We start from the raw sequence: 22,583 nt of genomic DNA, 5'->3' as shown, positions 1-22,583 counted from the left end.
CTAACCAGGATGAACAAAGAGATCTTAGCTGTTGTAGAAGCCGTTTCTAACGAAAAAGCCCTGCCGCGTGAGAAAATCTTCGAAGCGCTGGAGAGCGCGCTGGCGACTGCGACCAAGAAAAAGTACGAGCAGGAAATCGAGGTACGCGTCAGCATTGATCGCCGCAGTGGTGATTTCGATACTTTCCGCCGCTGGGAAATCGTTGATGAGGTGACACAGCCGACGCGCGAGATCACGCTGGATGCGGCCCGCTTCGAAGATGAAGCATTCAATCTGGGCGAATATGTCGAAGATCAGATTGAATCGGTCACCTTTGACCGTATCACCACCCAGACCGCTAAGCAGGTTATCGTGCAAAAAGTGCGCGAAGCTGAGCGCGCAATGGTGGTTGATCAGTTCCGTCAGCATGAAGGCGAAATTATTACTGGCGTGGTGAAGAAAGTTAATCGCGACAATATTTCCCTCGATTTAGGCAGCAACGCCGAAGCGGTTATCATGCGCGAAGATATGCTGCCGCGCGAAAACTTCCGTCCAGGCGATCGTATTCGTGGCGTACTCTACTCTGTACGTCCGGAAGCGCGTGGCGCGCAGCTGTTCGTGACGCGTTCCAAACCGGAAATGCTGATTGAGCTATTCCGCATTGAAGTGCCAGAAATTGGCGAAGAACTGATTGAAATTAAAGCCGCTGCCCGTGATCCGGGTTCGCGCGCTAAAATTGCAGTCAAAACCAACGACAAACGTATCGATCCCGTCGGTGCCTGTGTGGGTATGCGCGGCGCGCGTGTTCAGGCAGTGTCCAGTGAACTGGGCGGCGAGCGTATCGATATCGTGCTGTGGGACGACAACCCGGCGCAGTTTGTTATCAACGCCATGGCTCCGGCCGATGTGGCGTCGATTGTGGTTGATGAAGATAATCACACCATGGATATCGCCGTAGAAGCTGGCAATCTGGCTCAGGCGATCGGCCGTAACGGCCAAAACGTGCGTCTCGCTTCGCAGCTAAGTGGCTGGGAGCTGAACGTGATGACCGTCGATGATCTGCAGGCCAAGCATCAGGCTGAAGCCCATGCAGCGATCGATATGTTCACTAAACATCTCGACATCGACGAAGAGTTCGCCACCGTACTGGTGGAAGAGGGCTTCTCCTCGCTGGAAGAGCTGGCATACGTGCCAATCAACGAGCTGCTGGAAGTCGACGGTCTCGATGAAGAGACCATTGAAGCCCTGCGTGAACGAGCAAAAAATGCGTTAACCACCCTGGCCCTGGCGAAAGAAGAGAGTCTTGGAAATCAGGAGCCCGCTGAGGATCTTCTGAATCTTGAAGGCCTCGATCGTGCGCTGGCGTTCCGCCTGGCGTCGAAAGGCGTTTGCACGCTGGAAGATCTCGCTGAGCAAGGTGTTGACGATCTGACGGATATTGAAGGCATGTCTGATGAACAGGCCGGCGCGCTGATTATGGCCGCACGTAATATCTGCTGGTTCGGCGATGACGCGTAATAACAGGAAGGAACAGCATGACAGATGTAACCGTAAAATCGCTGGCCGCAGAAATTCAGACTCCGGTCGATCGCCTGGTACAGCAATTTGCTGATGCGGGGATCCCTAAGTCTGAAAATGACGCGGTGACCCAGCACGAGAAAGAAACCTTACTATCTCATCTGAACCGTGAACACGGTCAGGTCGGTTCCGCTAAGCTGACGCTGCAGCGTAAAACGCGCAGCACCTTGAATATTCCAGGCACCGGGGGTAAAAGTAAGTCGGTGCAAATTGAAGTCCGCAAAAAGCGTACCTATGTGAAAGGTGATGCAGAGTCTGAGCAAGCTCAGGCCGAAGCAGAAGCCGAGGCGCAGCGTGAAGCGGAAGAGCAGGCGCAACGCGAGGCTGAAGAAAAAGCCCGTCGCGAAGCTGAACAGAAAGCGCAACGTGAAGCCGAAGATAAAGCCAGGCGCGAAGCCGCTGACAAGGCCAAACGTGCAGCAGCGGAAAATGACAAAGTGACAAATCAACCTACCGACGAAGTGACCAGGGCTGCGCAGTCAGACAAAGCCCGTCGCGAAGCTGAAGCTGCCGAACTGAAGCGTAAAGCTGAAGAAGAAGCCCGCCGTAAGCTGGAAGAGGCTGCCCGCCTCGTAGCTGAAGAAGCCCGCCGTCTGGCTGAAGAGAAATCAGCTGAATGGGAAAAGCCAGAAGAAGAGGATAAAGGCGACTATCACGTCACCACTTCGACCCATGCCCGTCAGGCAGAAGACGAAAACGACCGTCAGGTTGAAGCAGGTCGTGCGCGTGCGCGTACAACTGCTAAAGCTGCGCGTCCGGCAAAAAAAGGCAACAAACATTCTGAAGCTAAAACTGACCGTGAAGAAGCGCGTGCGCAGGTTCGTGGCGGTAAAGGCGGCAAGCATCGCAAACCTAGCGCACTGCAGCAGGGCTTCAACAAGCCAGCGCAGGCCGTTAACCGCGATGTTGTGATTGGCGAAACCATTACCGTAGCCGAACTGGCTAACAAAATGGCGGTAAAAGGTTCTCTGGTCATCAAAGCGATGATGAAGATGGGCGCTATGGCGACTATCAACCAGGTCATCGATCAGGAAACTGCACAGCTCGTTGCCGAAGAGATGGGCCACAAAGTGACCCTGCGTCGTGAGAATGAGCTGGAAGAAGCGGTAATGGACGATCGTGATACTGATGCGGCGCAGGAGTCTCGTGCTCCGGTTGTCACCATCATGGGTCACGTCGACCACGGTAAAACGTCCCTGCTGGACTATATCCGCTCCACCAAAATCGCCTCTGGCGAAGCGGGCGGCATTACTCAGCACATCGGTGCTTACCACGTCGAAACCGACACCGGTATGGTCACCTTCCTGGATACCCCGGGCCACGCCGCGTTTACCGCGATGCGTGCACGTGGTGCGCAGGCGACCGACATCGTTATCCTGGTTGTCGCAGCAGATGATGGTGTGATGCCACAGACCATCGAAGCTATTCAGCACGCCAAAGCCGCTAAAGTGCCGGTTGTGGTTGCCGTGAACAAGTGCGATAAGCCAGAAGCGGATCCGGATCGTGTTAAAAATGAACTGACTCAGTACGGAATCATTCCGGAAGAGTGGGGCGGCGAAAACATGTTCGTTAATGTCTCTGCGAAAGCAGGTACCGGCATTGATGACCTGTTAAACGCTATCTTGCTGCAGGCGGAAGTACTGGAACTGACTGCTATCCGTGAAGGTATGGCGAGTGGCGTGGTCATCGAATCGTTCCTCGACAAAGGTCGTGGTCCGGTTGCAACCGTGCTGGTACGTGAAGGTACACTGAACAAAGGCGACATCGTTCTTTGTGGATTCGAATATGGCCGTGTTCGTGCAATGCGTGACGAACTGGGTCGCGAAGTCATGGAAGCGGGTCCGTCTATTCCGGTTGAGATTCTGGGCCTGTCCGGCGTGCCGGCTGCAGGTGATGAAGCGACCGTGGTTCGTGACGAGAAGAAAGCACGTGAAGTTGCGCTCTATCGTCAGGGCAAATTCCGCGAAGTTAAACTGGCTCGCCAGCAGAAATCTAAGCTTGAGAACATGTTTGCTAACATGACCGAAGGCGAAGTTTCTGAACTGAACATCGTGATGAAAGCTGACGTTCAGGGTTCTGTGGAAGCGATCTCCGACTCCCTGCTGAAACTCTCCACCGACGAAGTGAAGGTGAAGATTGTCGGTTCAGGTGTTGGCGGGATTACCGAAACCGACGCAACGCTGGCCGCTGCCTCGAATGCCATCCTGATTGGCTTCAACGTCCGTGCTGATGCCTCTGCGCGTCGCGTCATCGATGCTGAAAGCCTGGATCTGCGTTACTACTCAGTCATCTATAACCTGATTGATGAAGTTAAAGCGGCGATGAGCGGTATGCTGGCACCTGAGTACAAACAGCAGATCATTGGTCTGGCTGCAGTGCGTGACGTGTTCAAATCACCGAAGTTTGGCGCGATTGCCGGTTGTATGGTGACGGAAGGTAACATCAAACGTCACAATCCAATCCGTGTCCTGCGTGACAACGTGGTGATTTACGAAGGCGAGCTGGAATCTCTGCGTCGCTTTAAAGATGACGTCAACGAAGTGCGTAACGGCATGGAGTGCGGTATCGGCGTGAAGAACTACAACGACGTTCGCGTTGGCGATATGATCGAAGTGTTTGAAATCATCGAAATTAAACGCACCATCGAGTAATAGACTGCTGATGTGTTGCAATTTGGGAGGCCTCTGGCCTCCCGAATTATTTGGGAGAAATAATGATGGCGAAAGAATTTGGTCGCCCGCAGCGCGTTTCACAAGAGCTGCAGAAAGAGATTGCGATGATCCTGCAACGTGAGATCAAAGATCCCCGTCTTGGCATGATGGTCACCGTATCCGGCGTTGAAGTGTCACGCGATCTCGCCTACGCAAAAGTGTTCGTTACTTTCCTTAACGACAAAGATGAAGAAGCGATTAAACATGGCCTGAAAGCGCTGAAAGAAGCGTCAGGTTATATCCGTATTTTGCTGGGCAAAGCGATGCGTCTGCGTATCGTGCCTGAGCTGACCTTCTTCTACGACAACTCGTTAGTGGAAGGGATGCGCATGTCCAATCTCGTCACCAGCGTCGTGAAGAACGATGCTGAGCGCCGTGGCCCCGACGCTACGGGCGATGACGAGGAGGCGTAATGAGTCGTCCGCGTCGTCGCGGTCGCGACGTCCATGGCGTGTTGTTGCTGGATAAGCCACAAGGCGTCTCGTCGAATGATGTCCTGCAGAAAGTGAAGCGTATCTTTAACGCCAATCGCGCAGGTCATACCGGCGCGCTTGATCCTCTGGCGACCGGCATGTTGCCGATCTGCCTGGGTGAAGCGACCAAGTTTTCGCAGTATCTGCTGGATTCCGACAAACGCTACCGCGTGATTGCCCGACTGGGCGAACGTACGGACACGTCAGACGCCGATGGCAACATTGTGCAGACGCGTCCGGTCAGCTTCAGTCAGGCCGATCTGGACAGCGCCCTCGGGAGCTTCCGTGGCGAAACGTTGCAGGTGCCGTCGATGTTTTCGGCGCTGAAGCACCAGGGTCGCCCGCTATATGAATATGCGCGTCAGGGCATCGTAATTGAGCGTGAACCCCGTCCAATTACTGTCTATGAGCTGCAGTTTATTCGCTGGCAGGATAATGAGCTGGAGCTGGAAATTCACTGCTCCAAAGGCACCTATATCCGTACCATCATTGATGATCTGGGCGAAAAGCTGGGATGCGGAGCGCATGTCATCATGCTGCGTCGCGTTCAGGTTGCGCGTTATCCCTATGAAAGGATGGTGACGCTGGAACAGCTCAACGCCCTGCTGACGGAAGCGACGGAAGGCGGTATCCCACTGGAGACACAGCTCGATCCGCTGTTGTTGCCGATGGACAGCCCCGCCTCTGATTTCCCTGAGGTGAATATCCCGCCAGCTGTGGCAGATTTTTTCCGCCAGGGTCAGCCGGTACAGGCCAGTAATGCCCCTGCGCAGGGATTGGTCAGGGTATCGGAAGGCGAAGCGCGTAAGTTTATCGGCATGGCCGAAATCGCTGATGATGGCCGTCTTGCGCCACGTCGTTTAGTGGTTGAGTATCAGGATTAAGCCGGGCGTTCACTTTTCGCTGATGGGGCATTTGCGTTGCTATCGGGCGCAGAGTAGAATAGCGCGGCTTTAAAGCGGGATGCTGAATTAGAGATCGGCACCCATACATTCATTTATTACTGGAGTTTATTATGTCTCTAAGCGTAGAAGCTAAAGCAGAGATCGTTGCTAAATATGGCCGTGGTGCTAACGACAGCGGTTCAACTGAAGTTCAGGTTGCCCTGTTGACCGCGCAGATTACCCATCTGCAGGGTCACTTCTCTGAGCACAAAAAAGACCACCACAGCCGCCGCGGTCTGCTGCGCATGGTATCTCAGCGTCGTAAGCTGCTGGACTACCTGAAGCGTAAAGACGTTGCACGCTACAGCAGCCTGATCGAAAGTCTCGGTCTGCGTCGCTAAGTCTGAAGAATCTGATCGTCGGGGCATTATGCGGGCTTTTGCACAGTGTGCAGCTTACGATCAGATTTGTGCGAGTTTCTTTAAGAGGGGGCCTTTATGGCCCCTTTTTTCGAGCAATCGGCAGCAATCCGGTCCAAACTGATGTATTGTTGCTTAGTGTGATCTTTAGTTTGCAGAATTTCGCGCGGCTAATGAGAGGCTTTACCGCAGAGGCGGTCGAGGGTTGTCATTAGTCGCGAGGATGCAACTGAAGATTGGTAATCAATGGCGGGCTACAGATAGCCATGCCCCGAAGTTAAGGACTTTGACTTTGCTGAATCCGATCGTACGCAAATTCCAATATGGTCAACATACCGTCACGCTGGAAACCGGCATGATGGCGCGCCAGGCGACAGCCGCTGTGATGGTGAGCATGGACGATACTGCAGTGTTCGTCACTGTTGTAGGTCAGAAAAAATCTAAACCAGGTCAGGACTTCTTCCCGCTGACCGTAAACTATCAGGAGCGTACTTACGCTGCTGGTCGTATCCCGGGAAGCTTCTTCCGCCGTGAAGGCCGTCCAAGCGAAGGCGAAACCCTGATTTCGCGTCTGATTGACCGCCCGATTCGTCCGCTGTTCCCGGAAGGTTTTGTTAACGAAGTTCAGGTTATTGCAACCGTGGTTTCTGTAAACCCACAGGTTCATCCTGACATCGTTGCAATGATTGGTGCCTCTGCTGCGCTGGCACTTTCTGGTCTGCCGTTCAATGGCCCGATTGGCTCTGCACGCGTAGGTTACATCAATGATCAATACGTTCTGAACCCAACTGCCGATGAGCTGAAACAGTCTCGTCTGGATCTGGTTGTTGCCGGTACGCAGAATGCCGTTCTGATGGTTGAATCTGAAGCTGAGATCCTGTCAGAAGAGCAGATGCTGGGTGCCGTGGTCTTTGGTCACGACCAACAGCAGATCGTTATCGAAAACATCAATGCCCTGGTTGCTGAAGCGGGCAAACCACGCTGGGACTGGCAGCCAGAAGCCGCCAATACCGCACTGATTTCTCGTGTTGCTGCCCTGGCAGAAGCGCGCATCAGCGATGCTTACCGCATCACTGACAAGCAGGAGCGTTATACGCAGGTTGGCGTCATTAAAGACGAAACCATTGCTGCTCTGCTGGCTGAAGATGAAACGCTGGATGGTTCAGAAATCGGCGATATCGTGCATAGCCTCGAAAAAACCGTTGTTCGTACCCGCATCCTGAATGGCGAGCCACGTATTGATGGCCGTGAAAAAGATATGATCCGCGGTCTGGACGTGCGTACTGGCGTATTGCCACGTACCCATGGTTCATCACTGTTCACCCGTGGTGAGACGCAGGCACTGGTTACGGCAACGCTGGGTACAACCCGCGATGCGCAGAACCTGGATGAGCTGATGGGCGAACGTACCGACAGCTTCCTGTTCCATTACAACTTCCCTCCATACTCAGTCGGCGAAACTGGCATGGTCGGTTCGCCGAAGCGTCGCGAGATTGGTCACGGTCGTCTGGCGAAGCGCGGCGTGTTAGCGGTAATGCCAAAAGCGGAAGATTTCCCTTACACCATTCGTGTTGTATCTGAAATTACCGAATCTAACGGCTCTTCTTCAATGGCCTCTGTCTGCGGTGCCTCACTGGCATTGATGGATGCAGGTGTGCCAATCAAAGCTGCCGTTGCGGGTATCGCGATGGGTCTGGTAAAAGAAGATGAGAAGTTTGTGGTTCTGTCTGACATTCTGGGTGATGAAGATCACCTCGGCGACATGGACTTCAAAGTAGCGGGTAGCCGTGAAGGTATCACCGCGCTGCAGATGGACATCAAAATCGAAGGCATCACGCGTGAAATCATGCAGGAAGCCCTGAACCAGGCCAAGGGTGCGCGTCTGCACATTCTGGGCGTCATGGAACAGGCTATCAGCACGCCGCGTACCGAGATTTCTGAATTCGCTCCACGCATCTACACCATCAAAATCAGCTCTGACAAGATCAAAGATGTGATCGGTAAAGGCGGCTCAGTGATTCGTGCACTGACCGAAGAGACCGGCACAACAATTGAAATTGAAGATGACGGCACCGTGAAAATCGCAGCGACCGATGGTCTGAAAGCGAAAGAAGCGATTCGTCGTATCGAAGAGATTACCGCAGAGATCGAAGTGGGCCGCGTTTACAGTGGTAAAGTGACCCGTATCGTTGACTTCGGTGCCTTCGTCGCTATCGGCGGTGGTAAGGAAGGTCTGGTTCACATTTCACAAATCGCTGATAAGCGCGTTGAGAAAGTGACTGACTATCTGCAGATGGGTCAGGAAGTGCCGGTTAAGGTGATGGAAGTTGATCGCCAGGGCCGCGTACGTCTGAGCATCAAAGAAGCGACAGAATCTAAGCCGCAGACTGAAGAAGCTGCCGCGGTGATTACGCCTGAAGCTGAGTAAGACGTTGCTGATTTGCCCCTCTTTGCCTGGCGGAGAGGGGCGTTTGTATCATCGCGAGGGCGGGAATCCTTGTGCACAGCAGGCGGATGACAGGATGGTTATCCCAATGTTTGTATTCGGGAGTGGGAAATGAAGCCTTTTCTGCGCTGGTGTTTTGTTGCGACAGCTTTGACGCTGGCAGGATGCAGCAACTCCAATTGGCGTAAGAACGAAGTTCTTGCAGTGCCTTTACAGCCCACACTGCAGCAGGAAGTGATACTGGCGCGCATGGAACAAATTCTTGCCAGTCGCGCTCTCACCGATGATGAACGCGCACAGCTGTTATATGAGCGCGGAGTGTTGTATGATAGTTTAGGTCTGCGGGCATTAGCGCGGAACGATTTTTCGCAAGCGCTGTCTATAAGACCAGATATGCCCGAAGTGTTTAACTACTTAGGCATATATTTAACGCAGGCGGGCAACTTTGATGCCGCCTATGAAGCGTTTGATTCTGTACTTGAGCTTGATCCAACTTACAACTATGCGCATTTAAACCGTGGTATCGCCCTCTATTACGGCGGTCGATACAAGTTAGCGCAAGATGATCTGCTGGCGTTTTATCAAGACGATCCTAACGATCCTTTCCGCAGTCTGTGGCTCTATCTCGTTGAACGTGAGATGGATGTCGACAAGGCAAAAGTCGCGCTTCAACAGCGTCACGACAAAGCGGTCAGAGACCAATGGGGATGGAATATTGTCGAGTTCTACCTTGGAGATATCAACGAAAAAGCGTTGATGGAAAGTCTCAAGGCGGACGCAACGGATAACACCTCGCTCGCTGAACATCTCAGTGAAACCAACTTCTATTTAGGTAAGTACTACCTAAGTCTGGGGGAGAAGGACGACGCGAAAGCGTTGTTCAAACTGGCGGTGGCCAACAACGTCAATAACTTTGTTGAACACCGATACGCATTGTTGGAACTGGCGCAACTCGGCCAGGCACAAGACGATTTATCAGAATCTGACCAGCAATAGCTGACGAACTTAATTTGCCTGTAAAACCTGTTAAGTCATCATCTTAAAGGATGAAGGCTTTTCTGTTCGTCAAAACTTCTAATTTGAGCCGGTTCACACTTTTTGATGAAAATGACTGAAAGTTTTCACGACGAGTTATGTAGACTGGCCGCCGCAATCTAAGAGGCACGTGTACTACATGACTGATATCCAAACCACTTTTGCTGACCTTGGCCTGAACGCCGACATCCTTGAATCACTGAATGGCATGGGCTACGTAAAGCCATCCCCAATCCAGGCTGAGTGTATTCCTCACCTGCTGGCGGGCCGTGACGTGTTAGGCATGGCGCAGACCGGGAGTGGTAAAACTGCGGCTTTCTCTCTGCCGCTGTTAAACAACATTGACCCAACTGTTAAAGCACCTCAAATCCTGGTGCTGGCACCTACCCGCGAACTGGCGGTACAGGTTGCTGAAGCAATTACCGAATTCGCTAAACACATGCGTGGCCTGAACGTGGTTGCCCTCTACGGCGGCCAGCGTTATGACGTGCAGCTGCGTGCACTGCGTCAGGGACCTCAGGTTGTTGTAGGTACGCCTGGTCGTCTGCTTGACCACCTGAAACGCGGCACGTTAGAACTGTCTAACCTGCGCGGCCTGGTGCTGGATGAAGCTGATGAAATGCTGCGTATGGGCTTCATCGAAGACGTTGAAACCATCATGGCACAGATTCCAGCCGGTCATCAGACTGCGCTGTTCTCTGCAACTATGCCGGAAGCAATTCGTCGTATCACCAAACGCTTCATGAAAGATCCGCAGGAAGTGCGTATCCAGTCAAGCATGACTACACGTCCTGATATCAGCCAGAGCTACTGGACTGCTTATGGTCGTAAAACTGACGCCCTGGTTCGCTTCCTGGAATCTGAAGACTTTGATGCTGCCATCATCTTCGTGCGTACTAAAAACGCAACACTGGAAGTGGCTGAAGCGCTGGAGCGTAGTGGCTACAACAGCGCAGCGCTGAACGGTGACATGAACCAGGCACTGCGCGAGCAGACGCTGGAGCGCCTTAAAGATGGTCGTCTCGACATCCTGATTGCAACCGACGTTGCGGCCCGTGGCCTGGACGTTGAGCGTATCAGTCTGGTTGTGAACTACGACATCCCGATGGATGCAGAATCTTACGTTCACCGTATCGGCCGTACCGGTCGTGCTGGCCGTGCTGGCCGTGCGCTGCTGTTCGTTGAGAACCGTGAGCGTCGTCTGCTGCGCAACATCGAACGTACGATGAAGCTGACTATTCCTGAAGTCGAACTGCCTAACGCAGAACTGCTGGGTGAGCGTCGTCTGGCTAAGTTTGCTGCTAAAGTCCAGCAGCAGCTGGAAAGCAGCGATCTGGATCAGTACCGTGCTCTGCTGGCTAAAATGCAGCCAGAAGACGAAATGGATCTGGAATCACTGGCAGCCGCACTGCTGAAGATGGCACAGGGCGAACGTCCTCTGATTCTGCCACCGGAAGCACCACGTCCTGCACGTCGCGAATACCGCGATCGTGACGAGCGTGATGGCCGTCGTGACAGCCGTGAAGCGCGTGGCGATTCTCGTGCTCCGCGTGAAAATCGTGAAAGCCGTGATGGCGATCGTCCACGTCGCGAACGTCGTGACGTTGGCGAAATGCAGCTGTACCGCATCGAAGTAGGCCGTGATGATGGTGTTGAAGTTCGTCATATCGTTGGCGCTATCGCTAACGAAGGCGACATCAGCAGCCGTTACATCGGTAACATCAAGCTGTTCGGTACGCATTCAACCATCGAACTGCCGAAAGGCATGCCAGGCGACATCCTGCAGCATTTTACCCGTACACGTATTCTGAACAAACCGATGAATATGCAGTTACTGGGTGATGCGCTGCCAAATGAAGGCCGTGGTGATCGCCGTCCAGCCGGTGCTGGCGCTGAGCGTCGCAGCGGTCCAGGCGCTGGTGGTCCAGGTGCAGCCAACCGTGAAGGTGGTCGTCGCTTCTCTTCTGAACGCCGTGAAGGTGGTCGTGAAGGCGGCGGTCGTACCTTTAACCGTGAAGGTAGCCGTGGTCCACGTCGTGAAGAGGGCGCTACCGCCGCTCCACGTCGTCGTGATGCATAACGACTTAACGTCGTAACGAAAAGGGAAGCCACTGGCTTCCCTTTTTTTTATGCCTGTCAGGCACCGCCGCTGATCATCACGCGCTCGCCGCTGACATAGGCAGACTCCTCAGATGCCAGAAACAGCGCCACCTGCGCCACATCCTCCGGCAGACCAAATCGCCCCAGCGGCGTAGCCGCCAGCAGTTGCGCTTTGAGCTGCGGGCTCATCCTCTTTGCAGCCAGCAGTCCCTCGGTCAGGATCATTCCTGGAGCCAGGGCGTTAACACGGATATTTCTGGCACCCAACTCGCGCGCCAGCCCCTGGGTCAGCGTATCCACCGCGCCTTTGGTGGCGGCCCAGAGTACGGAACCGGGCGTACTGTTTTTACTGTTCAGGGCGCTGAGATTAATAATGCTGCCGCCATGCGCGGGGAAGTGACGAATCGCCTGCTGACAGACCATTAACGTGCCGAGCAGGTTAACGTTAATCTGCTGCTGCATCTCCTCCGGGGTCAGCGCCTCAAACTCGCCGTGATGAAAACTGCCCGCATTGTTCACCACAATGTCCGGTGCGCCGAAACAGTCTGCAGTGGTGGCGAACAGCCGTTCCACATCCCGCAGGCGAGAGATATCGGCCTGTACTGCTACGGCTTCACTGCCCAGGGTGACGATATCGCTGACTACATCAGCAGCTCCCACTTCATCCTGACGATAATTGACCACGACGCGCGCGCCCGCTGCGGCAAAGGCGATAGCAATCGCCGCACCTATACCTTTCGACGCGCCGGTCACCAGTGCGATTTTGTTCTGCAGTGCTTTCATTATGTCATTCTCCGCCGTAATGATTGCGTCGAAAGACTATGCGCGCTGGTGCTGAAAAGCGGGTAGCGCAATCCTGCAAGCTTTTTGCACAATCCTGCAAAAGTGCCGTAACAGGACAGGCATTCCGCCTGGCGTCAGGTAATATCAGCACAGAGAGCAGGAGGGAGAGAGCAGAGTGCAAGAGAGTGACAAGTGGCAGGCGCTGGCAGAGTTAATTGCCCGTCATGCTCCGGAGGATGGCCGGCATGCCAGTGCCATAGATTGTCTGTTTTTTGGCCGGGTTTCATCTCCGACGGAGCCGATGCACTTTGCTCAATGGGCCAGCTTTGCGCTGGTGGCCCAGGGCGGTAAGGCGCTGCATATTGGTGATGAGGTGCTGCACTATGGGCCGGGTGACTTGCTGCTGGTGACGCTGGATATGCCGGTGCGCGCCTGCGTTACCGCCGCCACGCAGGAAAAGCCAAATCTGGGAGTGGGTATTGCCATCAATGAATCCCGGCTGAGGCGCTACCTGGAACAGTTTCCCCCGGCGCTACCGCTGGCGATAGCGCCTAATGAACGCGGCGTCACCGTGCATAAGGTTTCACCTTTGCTGATGGATGCGGTCCTTCGGCTGGTGCGTCTGCTTGAGCACCCGGAAGATATTGAGGCCCTGGCGCCCCTTATTGAGCAGGAGATTTTCTACCGGCTGCTGACCGGGCCGGAAGGTTCACGCATCCTGAACATGGCGCTTTCTGAGCGACCGGGCAATCGGGTGGCGCAGGCTGCCCGCTGGCTGCGAGAGAATTTTCATCAGCCGCTGAAGATCGATCAGCTCGCCAGCAGTGTCGGCATGAGTATCTCTTCGCTGCATCATCACTTCAAAGCCGTTACGGCCATGACGCCAATGCAATACCAGAAACAACTGCGGCTGAATGAGGCGAGACGTCTTATGATGGTGGAAAAGCTGGATGCCGGGACGGCAGGTTATCGGGTGGGATATCAGAGTGCATCGCAATTCAGCCGGGAGTATCGCCGCCTGTATGGGCAATCTCCGGCCAGGGATAGTCGTCAGCTGGCGGTGAGCCCGGATATTATCCGCTCACCGCAAAACTGATTACAGGGTATTCGCTGCTTCCATCGCAATCGCAAAAGAGCGCAGGCGCGCGTCGCGGTCAAAAATCTGACCATTGACCATAATTTCATCTGCCTGGGTTTCACGCATCAGTGAGGCGAGTCCATGACGCACCTTGTCGGTATCGCCGACCAGCGACATGCTGAGTGCCTGCTGAACGCCATACTGCTCTGACGGCGACCAGAGGTTATCCATGTTTTCAACCGGAGCCGGTAACGGACCCGGTTTGCCGCGGCGCAGGTTAATAAACTGCTGCTGCTGCGAGGTAAACAGGAAGCGCGCATCACGCTCATTGTCAGCAGCGACCACGTTAATACAGACCATGGCATAAGGCTTGTCGAGACGCGCCGATGGCTGGAAGTTCTCGCGGTAAACGTGCAATGCCTGGAACAGCTGGTCAGGTGCAAAATGGGAGGCAAACGCAAACGGCAGGCCCATTTTTGCTGACAGCTGTGCACTGTAAAGGCTGGAGCCGAGCAGCCAGACCGGAATCTTCAGGCCCAGACCGGGGACCGGCTGCACAGGCAACGGCGCATCTGCTTCCGCATCGAACCAGTTAATCAGTTCAGCCACATCCTCAGGAAACGTGTCGATGTGCATGTTGGCCTGATGACGGCGCAGCGCCATCATGGTGCGCTGGTCTGAACCTGGCGCACGGCCTAAGCCGAGGTCGATACGGCCGGGATAGAGAGAAGCCAGCGTGCCGAACTGCTCACCGATCACCAGTGGCGCATGGTTAGGTAACATAATGCCGCCAGAGCCCAGCTTCAGAGTCTCGGTATTCGCCGCCAGATAGCCAATCAGCACCGACGTCGCGGCGCTGGCAATCCCTGTCATGTTGTGATGTTCAGCCAGCCAGTAGCGTTCGAAACCCAGTTTTTCAGCCTGACGCGCCAGCGCAAGTGAATTGTGAAACGCGTCCCGCGCGGTCGCACCCTGTGGAATCGGCGCGAGATCGAGCACGGACAGGCGAAGAGGTTTTTTATCAGACATGACTACTCCCGTTGTATGACGCAGGCATTAAATGAAGGCCTGCACCATTAAGTATTACGCATCATTCCACCTATTAAAACTGCTAACCTGGGCAGGAATATAGCCGGTATGTGCTTTTACTCAGGATACCAGCGTCATACCCGCCAGTTTGCGCCAGTAACCGTTACAATCGCTGCCTTTCGCGACCATTATCGGTGCCTGACCGTTTTCATTGGCACGGAAACGGTCTATCTCAGCAAGCGTCGTAACGTCCTGCGGAGAGAGCCTGACGCAATCGACCTGATCGCGCATGCCTGCCAGATCGTTACCCAGGTTATAACAGTAGCCGCTCATGGTCTGAATGCCATTGAGGACGAACACCTGCTGTCCCTCCTGAGAATTAACGCGACGGCCTGTGGGGTAGTTGATGCAGCAGGTTTCGCAGTCATCTTTCGCGCGGTTTTCCGAGCGGGCAGTGAAGCAGCGTGCCGAGAGCGCCAGCGGCAGATGGCCATAGCCCAGTACCTCCACCTCAAACTGCTGACGGATACCCCGCGTCTCACACTGCTGCAGCAGCTGCAGCAGCCAGTCACGCGACATCTCCACCGGCATACACCAGCGCGTCATACCCTCTTTGACCAGCAACTGCAGCGTATCGGCGTTATAAACATTCAGTGTCGGTCCGGCGACAAAGGGCAGATGGCGCCCCGCGGCCATATTGACCGTGCCGATATCATTGGCTTCAATCAGGAACTCACCGTTCTCAACGTAACGCTGCAGCTCTTTCAGCTCAGAGGGCGACTGCAGCAGCGCCAGCGTGCTCAGCACCACCTGTTTGCCGCTGGCTGCCATTTCCCGAGCCAGATCCATCCAGCGGGCATAGGGCGTGGCGCGCCGTTTACTGCACACCGCTTCACCGAGATAGATAATATCTGCGCTACTGCGGGCAGCCTGCTGGTAGAAATCCTCCAGCGTATTGGTCGGCCAGTACCAGAGCACCGGCCCAAGGGCATATTGCATCAAGACTCCTTATTGCCATTCACGGTGATAAGCACCCAGCGTGGTTTGCGTGCCTTCAGAGAGATTGCCCAGCGTCTGCATCCACTGCGGCGCGACGTCAAAATGTTCCGGCTGGGCTTTGCAGCGATCGATCGCCTGACGCCAGACGCGCGCCACATCAGCGACGTAGGCAGGACTGCGCTGACGGCCTTCGATTTTCACCGAGGCGATGCCTGCCCGCAGTAGCTCCGGCAGCAGCTCCAGAGTGTTGAGGCTGGTGGGCTCTTCCAGCACGTGATAGCGCTTGCTGTTAACTTCATACCGTCCTTTGCATAGCGTCGGATAACCCGCGCTTTCATCGGGCGCGTAGCGATCAATCAGCACTTCATTAAGACGCGACTCCATGCCCTGCGGCGTCTGCTGCCAGCGCACAAACTTCGCCGGGGAGCAGGCTCCCGCGCTATTCGGCGATTCTCCGGTCAGCCAGGAAGAGAGGTAGCAACGGCCTTCCGCCATAATGCACAGGCTGCCAAAGGCGAACACCTCCAGCGGCACTGGCGTGCTGCGCGCCAGCTGTTTAACCTGATGGATCGATAGCACGCGCGGCAGCACCACCCGCTGCAGATTGAAATGGCGATGGTAAAATCGAATCGCCTCCAGATTGGTCGCCGAAGCCTGGACAGAGAGATGACGTTCAACCTGGGGATAATTCTTCGCGGCATACTCCAGCGTGGCAATATCGGCCAGGATCAGCGCGTCGGCGCCGTTTTGCGCCGCCACATCAATCGCCCGCTGCCAGCGTCCCATGCCATCCGGATGGGCAAACGTATTGATCGCCACATGCAGTTTGCGGCGATGCTGATGCAGATAGCGCGCCGCTTCAGCCAGCTTTTTATCGGTGAAGTTCAGGCCCGCAAAGTGACGGGCATTGGTGTCATCTTTCAGCCCCACATAGACCGCATCCGCGCCATTCTCTACGGCGGTGCGCACTGCGGGTAAGTTTCCTGCCGGGCAGAGCAGTTCCATAGGTGTTCCTCTCAACATGCGATGGGCGTCGAGTCTAGGCATCTGGTCCGGCAAGAGTGTTGATTTGGGGCAGAAAAATCCCAGTTCATCCGTCCTGGCGGCACTTTTTTCCCTCTGCCAGCAGTGATTTTTATTGATCTCAGAGGAGGCGCGCCGAAACGGATATGGCAATATACGTAAAATTTTCTGAAGGGAGTGATGAAAGTGTTAGAGCGGATACATGCCCATTGTGTGAAAAACGGTCCTAAAATCTTAGGGTTACCCGCTGCGTTCACCCCATTCCCAGTCAAAAAGTTGCTTCTGCAACAACTCTTAAACTGGCAATTTCGCCATGCTTTGGCTGAAGGTGAGTTAGACTTTCTGGATGGTCGCCTGCTGGGTATTGAAATTGCCGATCTCAATCTGCAATGGATCACCACGCTGCAGGACGGCCGACTGGCGGTATTGCAACAGTCCGAAGCGGATGTCTGGTTTCGGGGCAATGCCAATGATCTGTTGCTGGTGGCAGCACGTAAAGCAGATCCCGACATGCTGTTCTTTCAACGCCGGCTGGTGATTGAAGGTGACACTGAACTGGGACTTGAGGTGAAGAACGTAATGGATGCTATTGAACCCGAGGCTATGCCCACCGCGTTACGCTCGGCAATTGAACAAATGGCGGCATTTGTTGATGCCGGCATGAAACAGGACGCGAAGGCCACACAGGCGCGCGCAGGTGCCGCATGTTGATCCGTAGCGAAATTGGTGTTGATGCTGCGGGCATCGACGTACTGCTCAGACGCTGCTTCAGTACTTCAGCAGAGGCGGAACTGATTCAGGCGCTGCGCGAAGATGGCTTGCTGACGCTAGGCGTGGTCGCCACTGATGAGGAAGGGCAGGTGCTGGGTTACGCCGCATTCAGTCCCGTCAGCGTTCAGGGTGAAGATCGCGGCTGGGTGGCTCTGGTACCGCTGGCGGTCGATGAGACGCTGCGCGGCCAGGGTCTGGCCAGCAAGCTGATTTATGAGGGGCTGGATACGCTCAATGAATTTGGCTACAGCGCAGTCGTCGTGCTGGGCGATCCGGCGCTGTTCAACCGTTTTGGTTTTGAACCGGCGGCACGCTACGGTCTGCGCAGTCGCTGGCCGGGAACAGAGGCAACGTTCCAGGTCTACCGTCTGGCGGATAATGCTTATGATGGCGCGGAAGGGCAGATCGACTACGCCGAACCCTTTAATCGCCAGCTGTAATACTCAGCCAGCTCTCCAGACTGATCGGCTGAGCCGCCACCAGCAGTAATTTCTGTTGGCGGCTTAACTGCTTAACCTGATACTCCAGCCTGGAGGCGCTGGCACGATCGCCCGCTGCACAGTGAAACACCAGGTCCAGCGGACCTTTGCCGCGTAGCGCTCGTGCGCCACGTCCGCTCTGGTGCTGAGCGACCCGACGCTCCACATCCGTGGTGATGCCGGTGTACAGGCTCCCCTTCGCCGTCCGGACGAGGTAGAGTTGCCACTGCTGACTCATCGCTATCATTTTCCAAAAAAAGGTGCCGGGCAGTGTAGCGCGCTTCACGCTCCGATGCATCGCCAGGAGTTTATCTTGTCCGATCACGCCCATCTGGTTCGCTACCTTAGAAAGCAGCACGTGCTTTCACTTTGCTGTACCGCCGACGATCATCTTTGGTGTGCTAATTGCTACTACGTGTTTGATGAGACGCGCATGGTCTTCTGGATTATGACCGAACCCGATACCCGCCACGGCGAGTTGATGGTGCAGAATCCCCAGGTGGCGGGCACCGTCAATGGCCAGCCCAGAAGCGTGCTGCTGATTAAAGGCGTGCAGTATCGTGGCCATGTCAAACGGCTGGAAGAGTCAACAGAGCAGATCGCCAGAGCCGCTTACCAGAAACGTTTTCCGGTCTCACGCAAAGTGTCGGCACCGCTGTGGGAGATTGAGCTGGATGAGGTGAAGATGACGGATAATGCGCTGGGATTCGGCAAGAAAATTGCCTGGGTGCGGGAAAAATAGAAACGCCCCTTTCAGCTGAAAAGGGCGTATCGGGTTTACAGCGCTTCGAGGATCCGCAGGGATTCGCGGTTAAAGGCCGGTAAATCGTCCGGCGTGCGGCTGGTGACCAGCTTATCGCCGTCTACCACCACTTCTTTATCATGGAAGTCAGCACCGGCATTAATCAGGTCAATGGCAACGGCTTTAACCGTGGTCATCTTGCGACCGCGAACGCCATTCGCGCTGATCAGCAACTGTGGCCCGTGGCAAATGGCAAAAATGGGCTTGCCGCTGGCAACAAACTCTTTAGTAAAGGCGACGAAACGGTCGTCACCGCGCAGGGCATCAGGTGAATGACCGCCTGGCAGCAACAGGGCGTCAAATTCTGCAGGGCTGACATCATCAATGCTACGATCGATGGTCACTTCCGCTTCGCCTTTCTTGCCTTTAACGACATTACCGGCTTGTTTCTCGATGGTAACCACCTCAAAACCAGCGCGTTTGTAAACTTCCGCAGGTGAGGTAAATTCTGAGTCTTCAAATTCATCGGTAATCAAAACCGCCACTTTCTTGCTCATTTTTTTCCTCCTTAAAACGAGTGGAGCGCAAGGCGCGCTATCCGGATGACGCTATAAGCCTGGTCGCTAAGAGTGAGAACGCAAGCCAGCCCGCTAAGATCAGCTATCTTTTAACCTATAAGCAGTGAAATAAGGACGAATCTGAGATGAACCGCGTATTACTGACCGGTGCCACCGGCTTAGTCGGGTCGCATCTGCTGCGCTTACTGATTGAGGACGAGCGAGTCGATGAGATCATCGCACCCACCCGCCGGGCATTGCCTGTGATGCACAAAGTGGTGAATCCGGTTGAAGCCGATCTCACCGATGTGCTGGGGCCGCTGGAGAGTGCGCTGGATACGGTGTTCTGCTGCCTCGGCACCACGCGTAAGCAGGCGGGCAGCAAACAGGCCTTTATCCACGTCGATTACACCCTGGTGGTGGACAGTGGACTATGCGGATTACGTCTGGGGGCGAAGCAGATGCTGGTGGTCAGTGCGCACGGGGCCAGTCGCCACTCACCGTTTTTATATAATCGCGTCAAAGGCGAAATGGAGAATGCGCTACGCCATCAGGGCTGGCCGCGCCTGACGCTGGTGCGGCCTTCACTGCTGCTGGGGGATCGTGCACAGAAACGCGGCGGTGAAAGCCTGGCGGGACCGCTTTTCGCGCTGCTGCCGGGCAACTGGCGGGCAGTGCACGCGCGCGACGTGGCACGCTGTCTGCACCAGCAGGCTTTCACTCAGGGAGGTGAGAGCGTCAATATCATTGCGTCGGGCGACATCCCGCGTCACTCAGCGTAACTGCCAGATAATCTGATTCCGGCTGCCGCGCCATTGCAGCGTGGCATCCTTTTCCTCTTCAACAAAGCGACCATCGATCAGCACGTCGAGATAGGCCAGCACCGCGCGCTGCGCCGCATTCAGCTCCTGCATCCGGTAACCGGTCCAGAGCCAGATATCTTTTTCGGGACACGCCTGCCGCACCCGTTTTACCAGACGGCGGATGTGCGGCACGTTATGCGGATGCAACGGATCGCCGCCGCTCAGCGATAATCCCTGGCGCGGAATGCGCGTATCCTGCAAATCCGCCAGCAGTTGCTCCTCCATCTCAAGCGTAAAGGGCATGCCGGAGTCAAGCCGCCAGGTGCTCTGGTTGTAGCAACCGCGACACTGATGTTCGCAACCGGCGACAAAGAGCGTGCAGCGGGTGCCAGGGCCATTAATGATATCCACATCGTAGTAGCGATGGATATGCATCATCCCAGCGGTCCTTCTGCCAGATGTTTAACACGGCGCTGCACTTCCTGCTGCTTACCGGCGTTAAAAGGCCGCGCATCCGGACTGCCCAGATAGCCACAGACCCGTCGGGTGACAGAGACGCGCGCCGGATCGTGGTTGCCGCAATTCGGGCAGGTAAAGCCCCGGCTGGTACAGGTGAACTCGCCGTTGAAGCCGCACTCGTAGCATTCATCAATCGGTGTGTTAGTGCCGTAATAGGGCACGCGGTCATAGCTGTAATCCCAGACATCCTCCAGCGCTTTGAGATTGTGCTGCACATTCGGGTATTCGCCGTAACAGATGAAGCCGCCATTCGCCAGCGGCGGATAGGGTGCTTCAAAGTCGATTTTGTCGTAAGGATTGACCTTCTTCTCAACGTCGAGATGGAAGCTGTTGGTGTAATACCCCTTGTCGGTGACGCCCGGCACCAGGCCAAACTGCGCCGCATCAAGACGGCAGAAGCGGTCACACAGATTTTCACTCGGCGTACTGTAAAGGCTGAAGCCGTAACGGGTTTCTTCTTTCCAGCGCTCAGTGGCATCACGCATATAGGCGATAATTTCCACACCTTTGGCGCGCAGTGCCGCGTCATCGTAAGGATGCTGATGACCGCCGCTGAGGGCATTCAGGGTTTCGTGCAGGCCGATGTAGCCCAGCGACAGCGACGCGCGGCCATTGCGGAAAATAGAACCGATTTCATCATCCGCATTCAGCCGGACGCCACAGGCGCCTTCCATATAGAGGATGGGCGCGACACGTGCTTTGGTTTTCTCCAGCCGCGCGACCCGCGTCATGAGCGCTCGCTTAGCCAGCAGCAGGCGCGCATCGAGCAGCGTCCAGAAACGCGCTTCATCACCGCCTGCTTCCAGCGCGATACGCGGCAGATTCAGGCTGATCACGCCGATATTGTTGCGGCCCTCATGAATCTGCTCGCCGTTCTCTTCATAAACGCCCAGGAAGCTGCGGCAGCCCATCGGGGTTTTAAACGAGCCGGTGACTTTCACCACCTGATCGTAATTAAGAATGTCGGGATACATCCGCTTGCTGGCACACTCCAGTGCCAGTTGCTTGATGTCGTAGTTAACGTCGCCTTCCCGGCGGTTAACACCTTCACGAATGCTGAACACCAGCTTAGGGAACACCGCTGTTTTGCGATTTTTGCCCAGCCCCGCCAGCCGGTTGCGCAGAATCGACTGCTGAATCAGCCGAGCCGCCCAGTCCGTCCCCAGACCAAAACCAAAGGTGACAAAAGGCGTCTGGCCATTGGCGGTGTGGAGGGTGTTCACCTCATACTCCAGCGACTGAAAAGCGTCGTAGCACTCTTTTTCCGTACGCTGGCGTGCATACTGCTTTGCCTGCGGGATCTGCCACTGCTCAGCGATCGCCAGATGCCGGGCATAGCTCTGCTCAACAAACGGGGCCAGCACTTCATCAATACGGTTAATGGTGGTGCCGCCGTAAATGTGGCTGGCGACCTGCGCAATGATCTGCGCCGTGACGGCGGTGGCGGTGGCGATCGATTTAGGCGGCTCGATCTCAGCATTGCCCATTTTGAAGCCGTTGGTCAGCATGCCTTTCAGATCGATCAGCATGCAGTTGAACATCGGGAAGAAGGGGGAGTAGTCGAGATCGTGATAGTGGATCTCGCCGCGTTCGTGCGCCAGCACCACATCGCGCGGCAGGATCTGCTGCTGTGCGTAGTGCTTCGCCACGATCCCGGCTAATAGGTCGCGCTGCGTCGGGATCACTTTGCTGTCTTTGTTGGCATTCTCATTCAGCAGCGCCGCGTTGGTCTGATCGACCAGACCGCGAATGGCGTGATGCAACTGGCTCTGACGATCGCGGGCGACATCGCGATCGTGGCGGTATTCAATATAGGCGCGCGCCAGCTGCGGATAAGGACCCGCCATCAGCGTCTCTTCCACTGCACACTGAATCTCCCGGATATCCACCTCCGGACGATCGGCCAGTCGCAATGCAACGCGTTCAGCAACCTGGGCGCACCAGGCCCCGTCGTCGACCTCTGCTGCCTGTGCTGCCGCCACCACGGCCTGCTCAATACGCTGCGCATCGAAGCCTGTCCGGCATCCATCACGCTTGATTACCACCGTCGCCATCTCTTTCTCCATGAACTACATATAGGGGTCAGGAGGATTCTAATCCCTACATGTAGTGATTGCTGAGAATTAATGTGCTCTGATTTGACCTGAAACAAGGAAGGCTCAACCCGGTAGAAAA

22 protein-coding genes are annotated in these 22,583 nt (G+C 55.3%); 14 read left to right on the top strand and 8 right to left on the bottom strand.

Annotated elements, in window-relative coordinates; translation table 11 throughout:
• The first annotated feature begins 9 nt into the window (after positions 1–9).
• The 9 genes from nusA (at position 10) to ACR8BF_RS16710 (ending at position 11,605) form a co-directional block, all read left to right on the top strand.
• On the top strand, positions 10–1,497 hold the full coding sequence (nusA, locus tag ACR8BF_RS16750) for a transcription termination factor NusA (RefSeq protein WP_090963915.1): 1,488 nt from the start codon (positions 10–12) through the stop codon (positions 1,495–1,497).
• A gap of 17 nt (positions 1,498–1,514) precedes the next feature.
• On the top strand, positions 1,515–4,208 hold the full coding sequence (infB, locus tag ACR8BF_RS16745; RefSeq protein ID WP_179897378.1) for a translation initiation factor IF-2: 2,694 nt from the start codon (positions 1,515–1,517) through the stop codon (positions 4,206–4,208).
• Between the two features lie 65 nt (positions 4,209–4,273).
• Positions 4,274–4,681: a 30S ribosome-binding factor RbfA gene (gene rbfA / locus ACR8BF_RS16740; RefSeq protein ID WP_090963920.1), complete on the top strand. Its 408-nt coding sequence runs from the start codon at positions 4,274–4,276 to the stop codon at positions 4,679–4,681.
• The gene (truB, locus tag ACR8BF_RS16735) at positions 4,681–5,625 is read left to right on the top strand and encodes a tRNA pseudouridine(55) synthase TruB (RefSeq protein ID WP_434745310.1); all 945 of its coding nucleotides are present in this window, start codon (positions 4,681–4,683) and stop codon (positions 5,623–5,625) included. Before rbfA ends, truB begins: the two co-directional genes overlap by 1 nt.
• Before the next feature lie 131 nt (positions 5,626–5,756).
• The gene (gene rpsO, locus ACR8BF_RS16730) at positions 5,757–6,026 is read left to right on the top strand and encodes a 30S ribosomal protein S15 (protein WP_003851063.1); all 270 of its coding nucleotides are present in this window, start codon (positions 5,757–5,759) and stop codon (positions 6,024–6,026) included.
• A gap of 310 nt (positions 6,027–6,336) precedes the next feature.
• Complete coding sequence (gene pnp / locus ACR8BF_RS16725; protein WP_179897382.1) at positions 6,337–8,472, top strand: polyribonucleotide nucleotidyltransferase; 2,136 nt, start codon at positions 6,337–6,339, stop codon at positions 8,470–8,472.
• A 129-nt stretch (positions 8,473–8,601) separates the two neighbouring features.
• On the top strand, positions 8,602–9,486 hold the full coding sequence (gene nlpI, locus ACR8BF_RS16720; RefSeq protein WP_179897384.1) for a lipoprotein NlpI: 885 nt from the start codon (positions 8,602–8,604) through the stop codon (positions 9,484–9,486).
• Between the two features lie 105 nt (positions 9,487–9,591).
• The gene (gene yrbN, locus ACR8BF_RS16715) at positions 9,592–9,648 is read left to right on the top strand and encodes a protein YrbN (protein WP_098053093.1); all 57 of its coding nucleotides are present in this window, start codon (positions 9,592–9,594) and stop codon (positions 9,646–9,648) included.
• A 16-nt stretch (positions 9,649–9,664) separates the two neighbouring features.
• Positions 9,665–11,605 (top strand): DEAD/DEAH family ATP-dependent RNA helicase, encoded by a 1,941-nt coding sequence (locus ACR8BF_RS16710; RefSeq protein WP_179897386.1) that lies wholly within the window; start codon positions 9,665–9,667, stop codon positions 11,603–11,605.
• A gap of 56 nt (positions 11,606–11,661) precedes the next feature.
• Here the strand turns inward: ACR8BF_RS16710 and ACR8BF_RS16705 are convergent, their stop codons facing one another.
• Positions 11,662–12,408, bottom strand: a complete 747-nt coding sequence (locus tag ACR8BF_RS16705; protein WP_179897388.1) for an SDR family NAD(P)-dependent oxidoreductase — start codon at positions 12,406–12,408, stop codon at positions 11,662–11,664.
• A 175-nt stretch (positions 12,409–12,583) separates the two neighbouring features.
• Between ACR8BF_RS16705 and ACR8BF_RS16700 the strand changes: the two genes are divergently transcribed.
• On the top strand, positions 12,584–13,504 hold the full coding sequence (locus ACR8BF_RS16700; RefSeq protein WP_314984840.1) for an AraC family transcriptional regulator: 921 nt from the start codon (positions 12,584–12,586) through the stop codon (positions 13,502–13,504).
• On the opposite strand, the gene ACR8BF_RS16695 is transcribed toward ACR8BF_RS16700, so the two are convergent.
• The 3 genes from ACR8BF_RS16695 to ubiU all read right to left on the bottom strand — a co-directional run bounded on the left by ACR8BF_RS16695 (position 13,505) and on the right by ubiU (position 16,519).
• Positions 13,505–14,515 (bottom strand): luciferase-like monooxygenase, encoded by a 1,011-nt coding sequence (locus tag ACR8BF_RS16695; protein WP_179897392.1) that lies wholly within the window; start codon positions 14,513–14,515, stop codon positions 13,505–13,507.
• 120 nt (positions 14,516–14,635) lie between these two features.
• Positions 14,636–15,514 carry a U32 family peptidase gene (locus ACR8BF_RS16690; protein ID WP_434745309.1) on the bottom strand — a complete coding sequence of 293 codons (879 nt, stop codon included), beginning with the start codon at positions 15,512–15,514 and terminating at the stop codon, positions 14,636–14,638.
• Positions 15,515–15,523: 9 nt separating this feature from the next.
• Positions 15,524–16,519 carry a ubiquinone anaerobic biosynthesis protein UbiU gene (ubiU, locus tag ACR8BF_RS16685; RefSeq protein ID WP_434745308.1) on the bottom strand — a complete coding sequence of 332 codons (996 nt, stop codon included), beginning with the start codon at positions 16,517–16,519 and terminating at the stop codon, positions 15,524–15,526.
• A gap of 204 nt (positions 16,520–16,723) precedes the next feature.
• On the opposite strand from ubiU, the gene ubiT reads away from it, so the two are divergent.
• Both ubiT and ACR8BF_RS16675 read left to right on the top strand, forming a co-directional pair.
• A complete protein-coding gene (gene ubiT / locus ACR8BF_RS16680; protein WP_434745952.1) occupies positions 16,724–17,248 on the top strand; it encodes a ubiquinone anaerobic biosynthesis accessory factor UbiT in 525 nt (174 codons plus the stop codon).
• Positions 17,242–17,748, top strand: coding sequence for a GNAT family N-acetyltransferase (locus ACR8BF_RS16675; protein ID WP_434745307.1), 507 nt, complete (start codon positions 17,242–17,244; stop codon positions 17,746–17,748). Before ubiT ends, ACR8BF_RS16675 begins: the two co-directional genes overlap by 7 nt.
• On the opposite strand, the gene ACR8BF_RS16670 is transcribed toward ACR8BF_RS16675, so the two are convergent.
• Positions 17,732–18,025 carry a GIY-YIG nuclease family protein gene (locus ACR8BF_RS16670; protein ID WP_179897398.1) on the bottom strand — a complete coding sequence of 98 codons (294 nt, stop codon included), beginning with the start codon at positions 18,023–18,025 and terminating at the stop codon, positions 17,732–17,734. The genes ACR8BF_RS16675 and ACR8BF_RS16670 overlap by 17 nt on opposite strands.
• A 75-nt stretch (positions 18,026–18,100) precedes the next feature.
• Between ACR8BF_RS16670 and ACR8BF_RS16665 the strand changes: the two genes are divergently transcribed.
• Complete coding sequence (locus ACR8BF_RS16665; RefSeq protein ID WP_292986385.1) at positions 18,101–18,529, top strand: YhbP family protein; 429 nt, start codon at positions 18,101–18,103, stop codon at positions 18,527–18,529.
• A gap of 35 nt (positions 18,530–18,564) precedes the next feature.
• Here the strand turns inward: ACR8BF_RS16665 and ACR8BF_RS16660 are convergent, their stop codons facing one another.
• The gene (locus tag ACR8BF_RS16660) at positions 18,565–19,086 is read right to left on the bottom strand and encodes a type 1 glutamine amidotransferase domain-containing protein (protein WP_179897402.1); all 522 of its coding nucleotides are present in this window, start codon (positions 19,084–19,086) and stop codon (positions 18,565–18,567) included.
• A gap of 146 nt (positions 19,087–19,232) precedes the next feature.
• On the opposite strand from ACR8BF_RS16660, the gene ACR8BF_RS16655 reads away from it, so the two are divergent.
• Entirely contained in the window at positions 19,233–19,868 is a 636-nt protein-coding gene (locus tag ACR8BF_RS16655; protein ID WP_292986382.1) for an NAD-dependent epimerase/dehydratase family protein, read from the top strand.
• Here ACR8BF_RS16655 and nrdG read toward each other — a convergent pair.
• Both nrdG and nrdD read right to left on the bottom strand, forming a co-directional pair.
• Positions 19,860–20,327, bottom strand: a complete 468-nt coding sequence (nrdG, locus tag ACR8BF_RS16650) for an anaerobic ribonucleoside-triphosphate reductase-activating protein (RefSeq protein ID WP_179897405.1) — start codon at positions 20,325–20,327, stop codon at positions 19,860–19,862. The two genes, ACR8BF_RS16655 and nrdG, sit on opposite strands and share 9 nt — an antisense overlap.
• Positions 20,324–22,462 (bottom strand): anaerobic ribonucleoside-triphosphate reductase, encoded by a 2,139-nt coding sequence (gene nrdD / locus ACR8BF_RS16645; RefSeq protein ID WP_434745306.1) that lies wholly within the window; start codon positions 22,460–22,462, stop codon positions 20,324–20,326. The genes nrdG and nrdD overlap by 4 nt, the downstream gene beginning before the upstream one ends.
• Positions 22,463–22,583 lie beyond the last annotated feature (121 nt).

It is taken from the genome of Candidatus Pantoea rara, from assembly GCF_051136265.1.
GTDB classification, from domain to species: domain Bacteria; phylum Pseudomonadota; class Gammaproteobacteria; order Enterobacterales; family Enterobacteriaceae; genus Pantoea; species Pantoea rara.
The sequence above is the reverse complement of the archived record's forward strand: the minus strand, read 5'-3'. Positions and strand labels throughout refer to the sequence as shown.

Coding starts and splice junctions, on each gene's coding strand:
- nusA (WP_090963915.1), top strand. CDS start 10: ATGAACAAAGAGATCTTAGCTGTTGTAGAAGCCGTTTCTAACGAAAAA.
- infB (WP_179897378.1), top strand. CDS start 1,515: ATGACAGATGTAACCGTAAAATCGCTGGCCGCAGAAATTCAGACTCCG.
- rbfA (WP_090963920.1), top strand. CDS start 4,274: ATGGCGAAAGAATTTGGTCGCCCGCAGCGCGTTTCACAAGAGCTGCAG.
- truB (WP_434745310.1), top strand. CDS start 4,681: ATGAGTCGTCCGCGTCGTCGCGGTCGCGACGTCCATGGCGTGTTGTTG.
- rpsO (WP_003851063.1), top strand. CDS start 5,757: ATGTCTCTAAGCGTAGAAGCTAAAGCAGAGATCGTTGCTAAATATGGC.
- nlpI (WP_179897384.1), top strand. CDS start 8,602: ATGAAGCCTTTTCTGCGCTGGTGTTTTGTTGCGACAGCTTTGACGCTG.
- ACR8BF_RS16710 (WP_179897386.1), top strand. CDS start 9,665: ATGACTGATATCCAAACCACTTTTGCTGACCTTGGCCTGAACGCCGAC.
- ACR8BF_RS16705 (WP_179897388.1), bottom strand. CDS start 12,408: ATGAAAGCACTGCAGAACAAAATCGCACTGGTGACCGGCGCGTCGAAA.
- ACR8BF_RS16695 (WP_179897392.1), bottom strand. CDS start 14,515: ATGTCTGATAAAAAACCTCTTCGCCTGTCCGTGCTCGATCTCGCGCCG.
- ACR8BF_RS16690 (WP_434745309.1), bottom strand. CDS start 15,514: ATGCAATATGCCCTTGGGCCGGTGCTCTGGTACTGGCCGACCAATACG.
- ubiU (WP_434745308.1), bottom strand. CDS start 16,519: ATGGAACTGCTCTGCCCGGCAGGAAACTTACCCGCAGTGCGCACCGCC.
- ACR8BF_RS16675 (WP_434745307.1), top strand. CDS start 17,242: ATGTTGATCCGTAGCGAAATTGGTGTTGATGCTGCGGGCATCGACGTA.
- ACR8BF_RS16670 (WP_179897398.1), bottom strand. CDS start 18,025: ATGAGTCAGCAGTGGCAACTCTACCTCGTCCGGACGGCGAAGGGGAGC.
- ACR8BF_RS16660 (WP_179897402.1), bottom strand. CDS start 19,086: ATGAGCAAGAAAGTGGCGGTTTTGATTACCGATGAATTTGAAGACTCA.
- ACR8BF_RS16655 (WP_292986382.1), top strand. CDS start 19,233: ATGAACCGCGTATTACTGACCGGTGCCACCGGCTTAGTCGGGTCGCAT.
- nrdG (WP_179897405.1), bottom strand. CDS start 20,327: ATGATGCATATCCATCGCTACTACGATGTGGATATCATTAATGGCCCT.
- nrdD (WP_434745306.1), bottom strand. CDS start 22,462: ATGGCGACGGTGGTAATCAAGCGTGATGGATGCCGGACAGGCTTCGAT.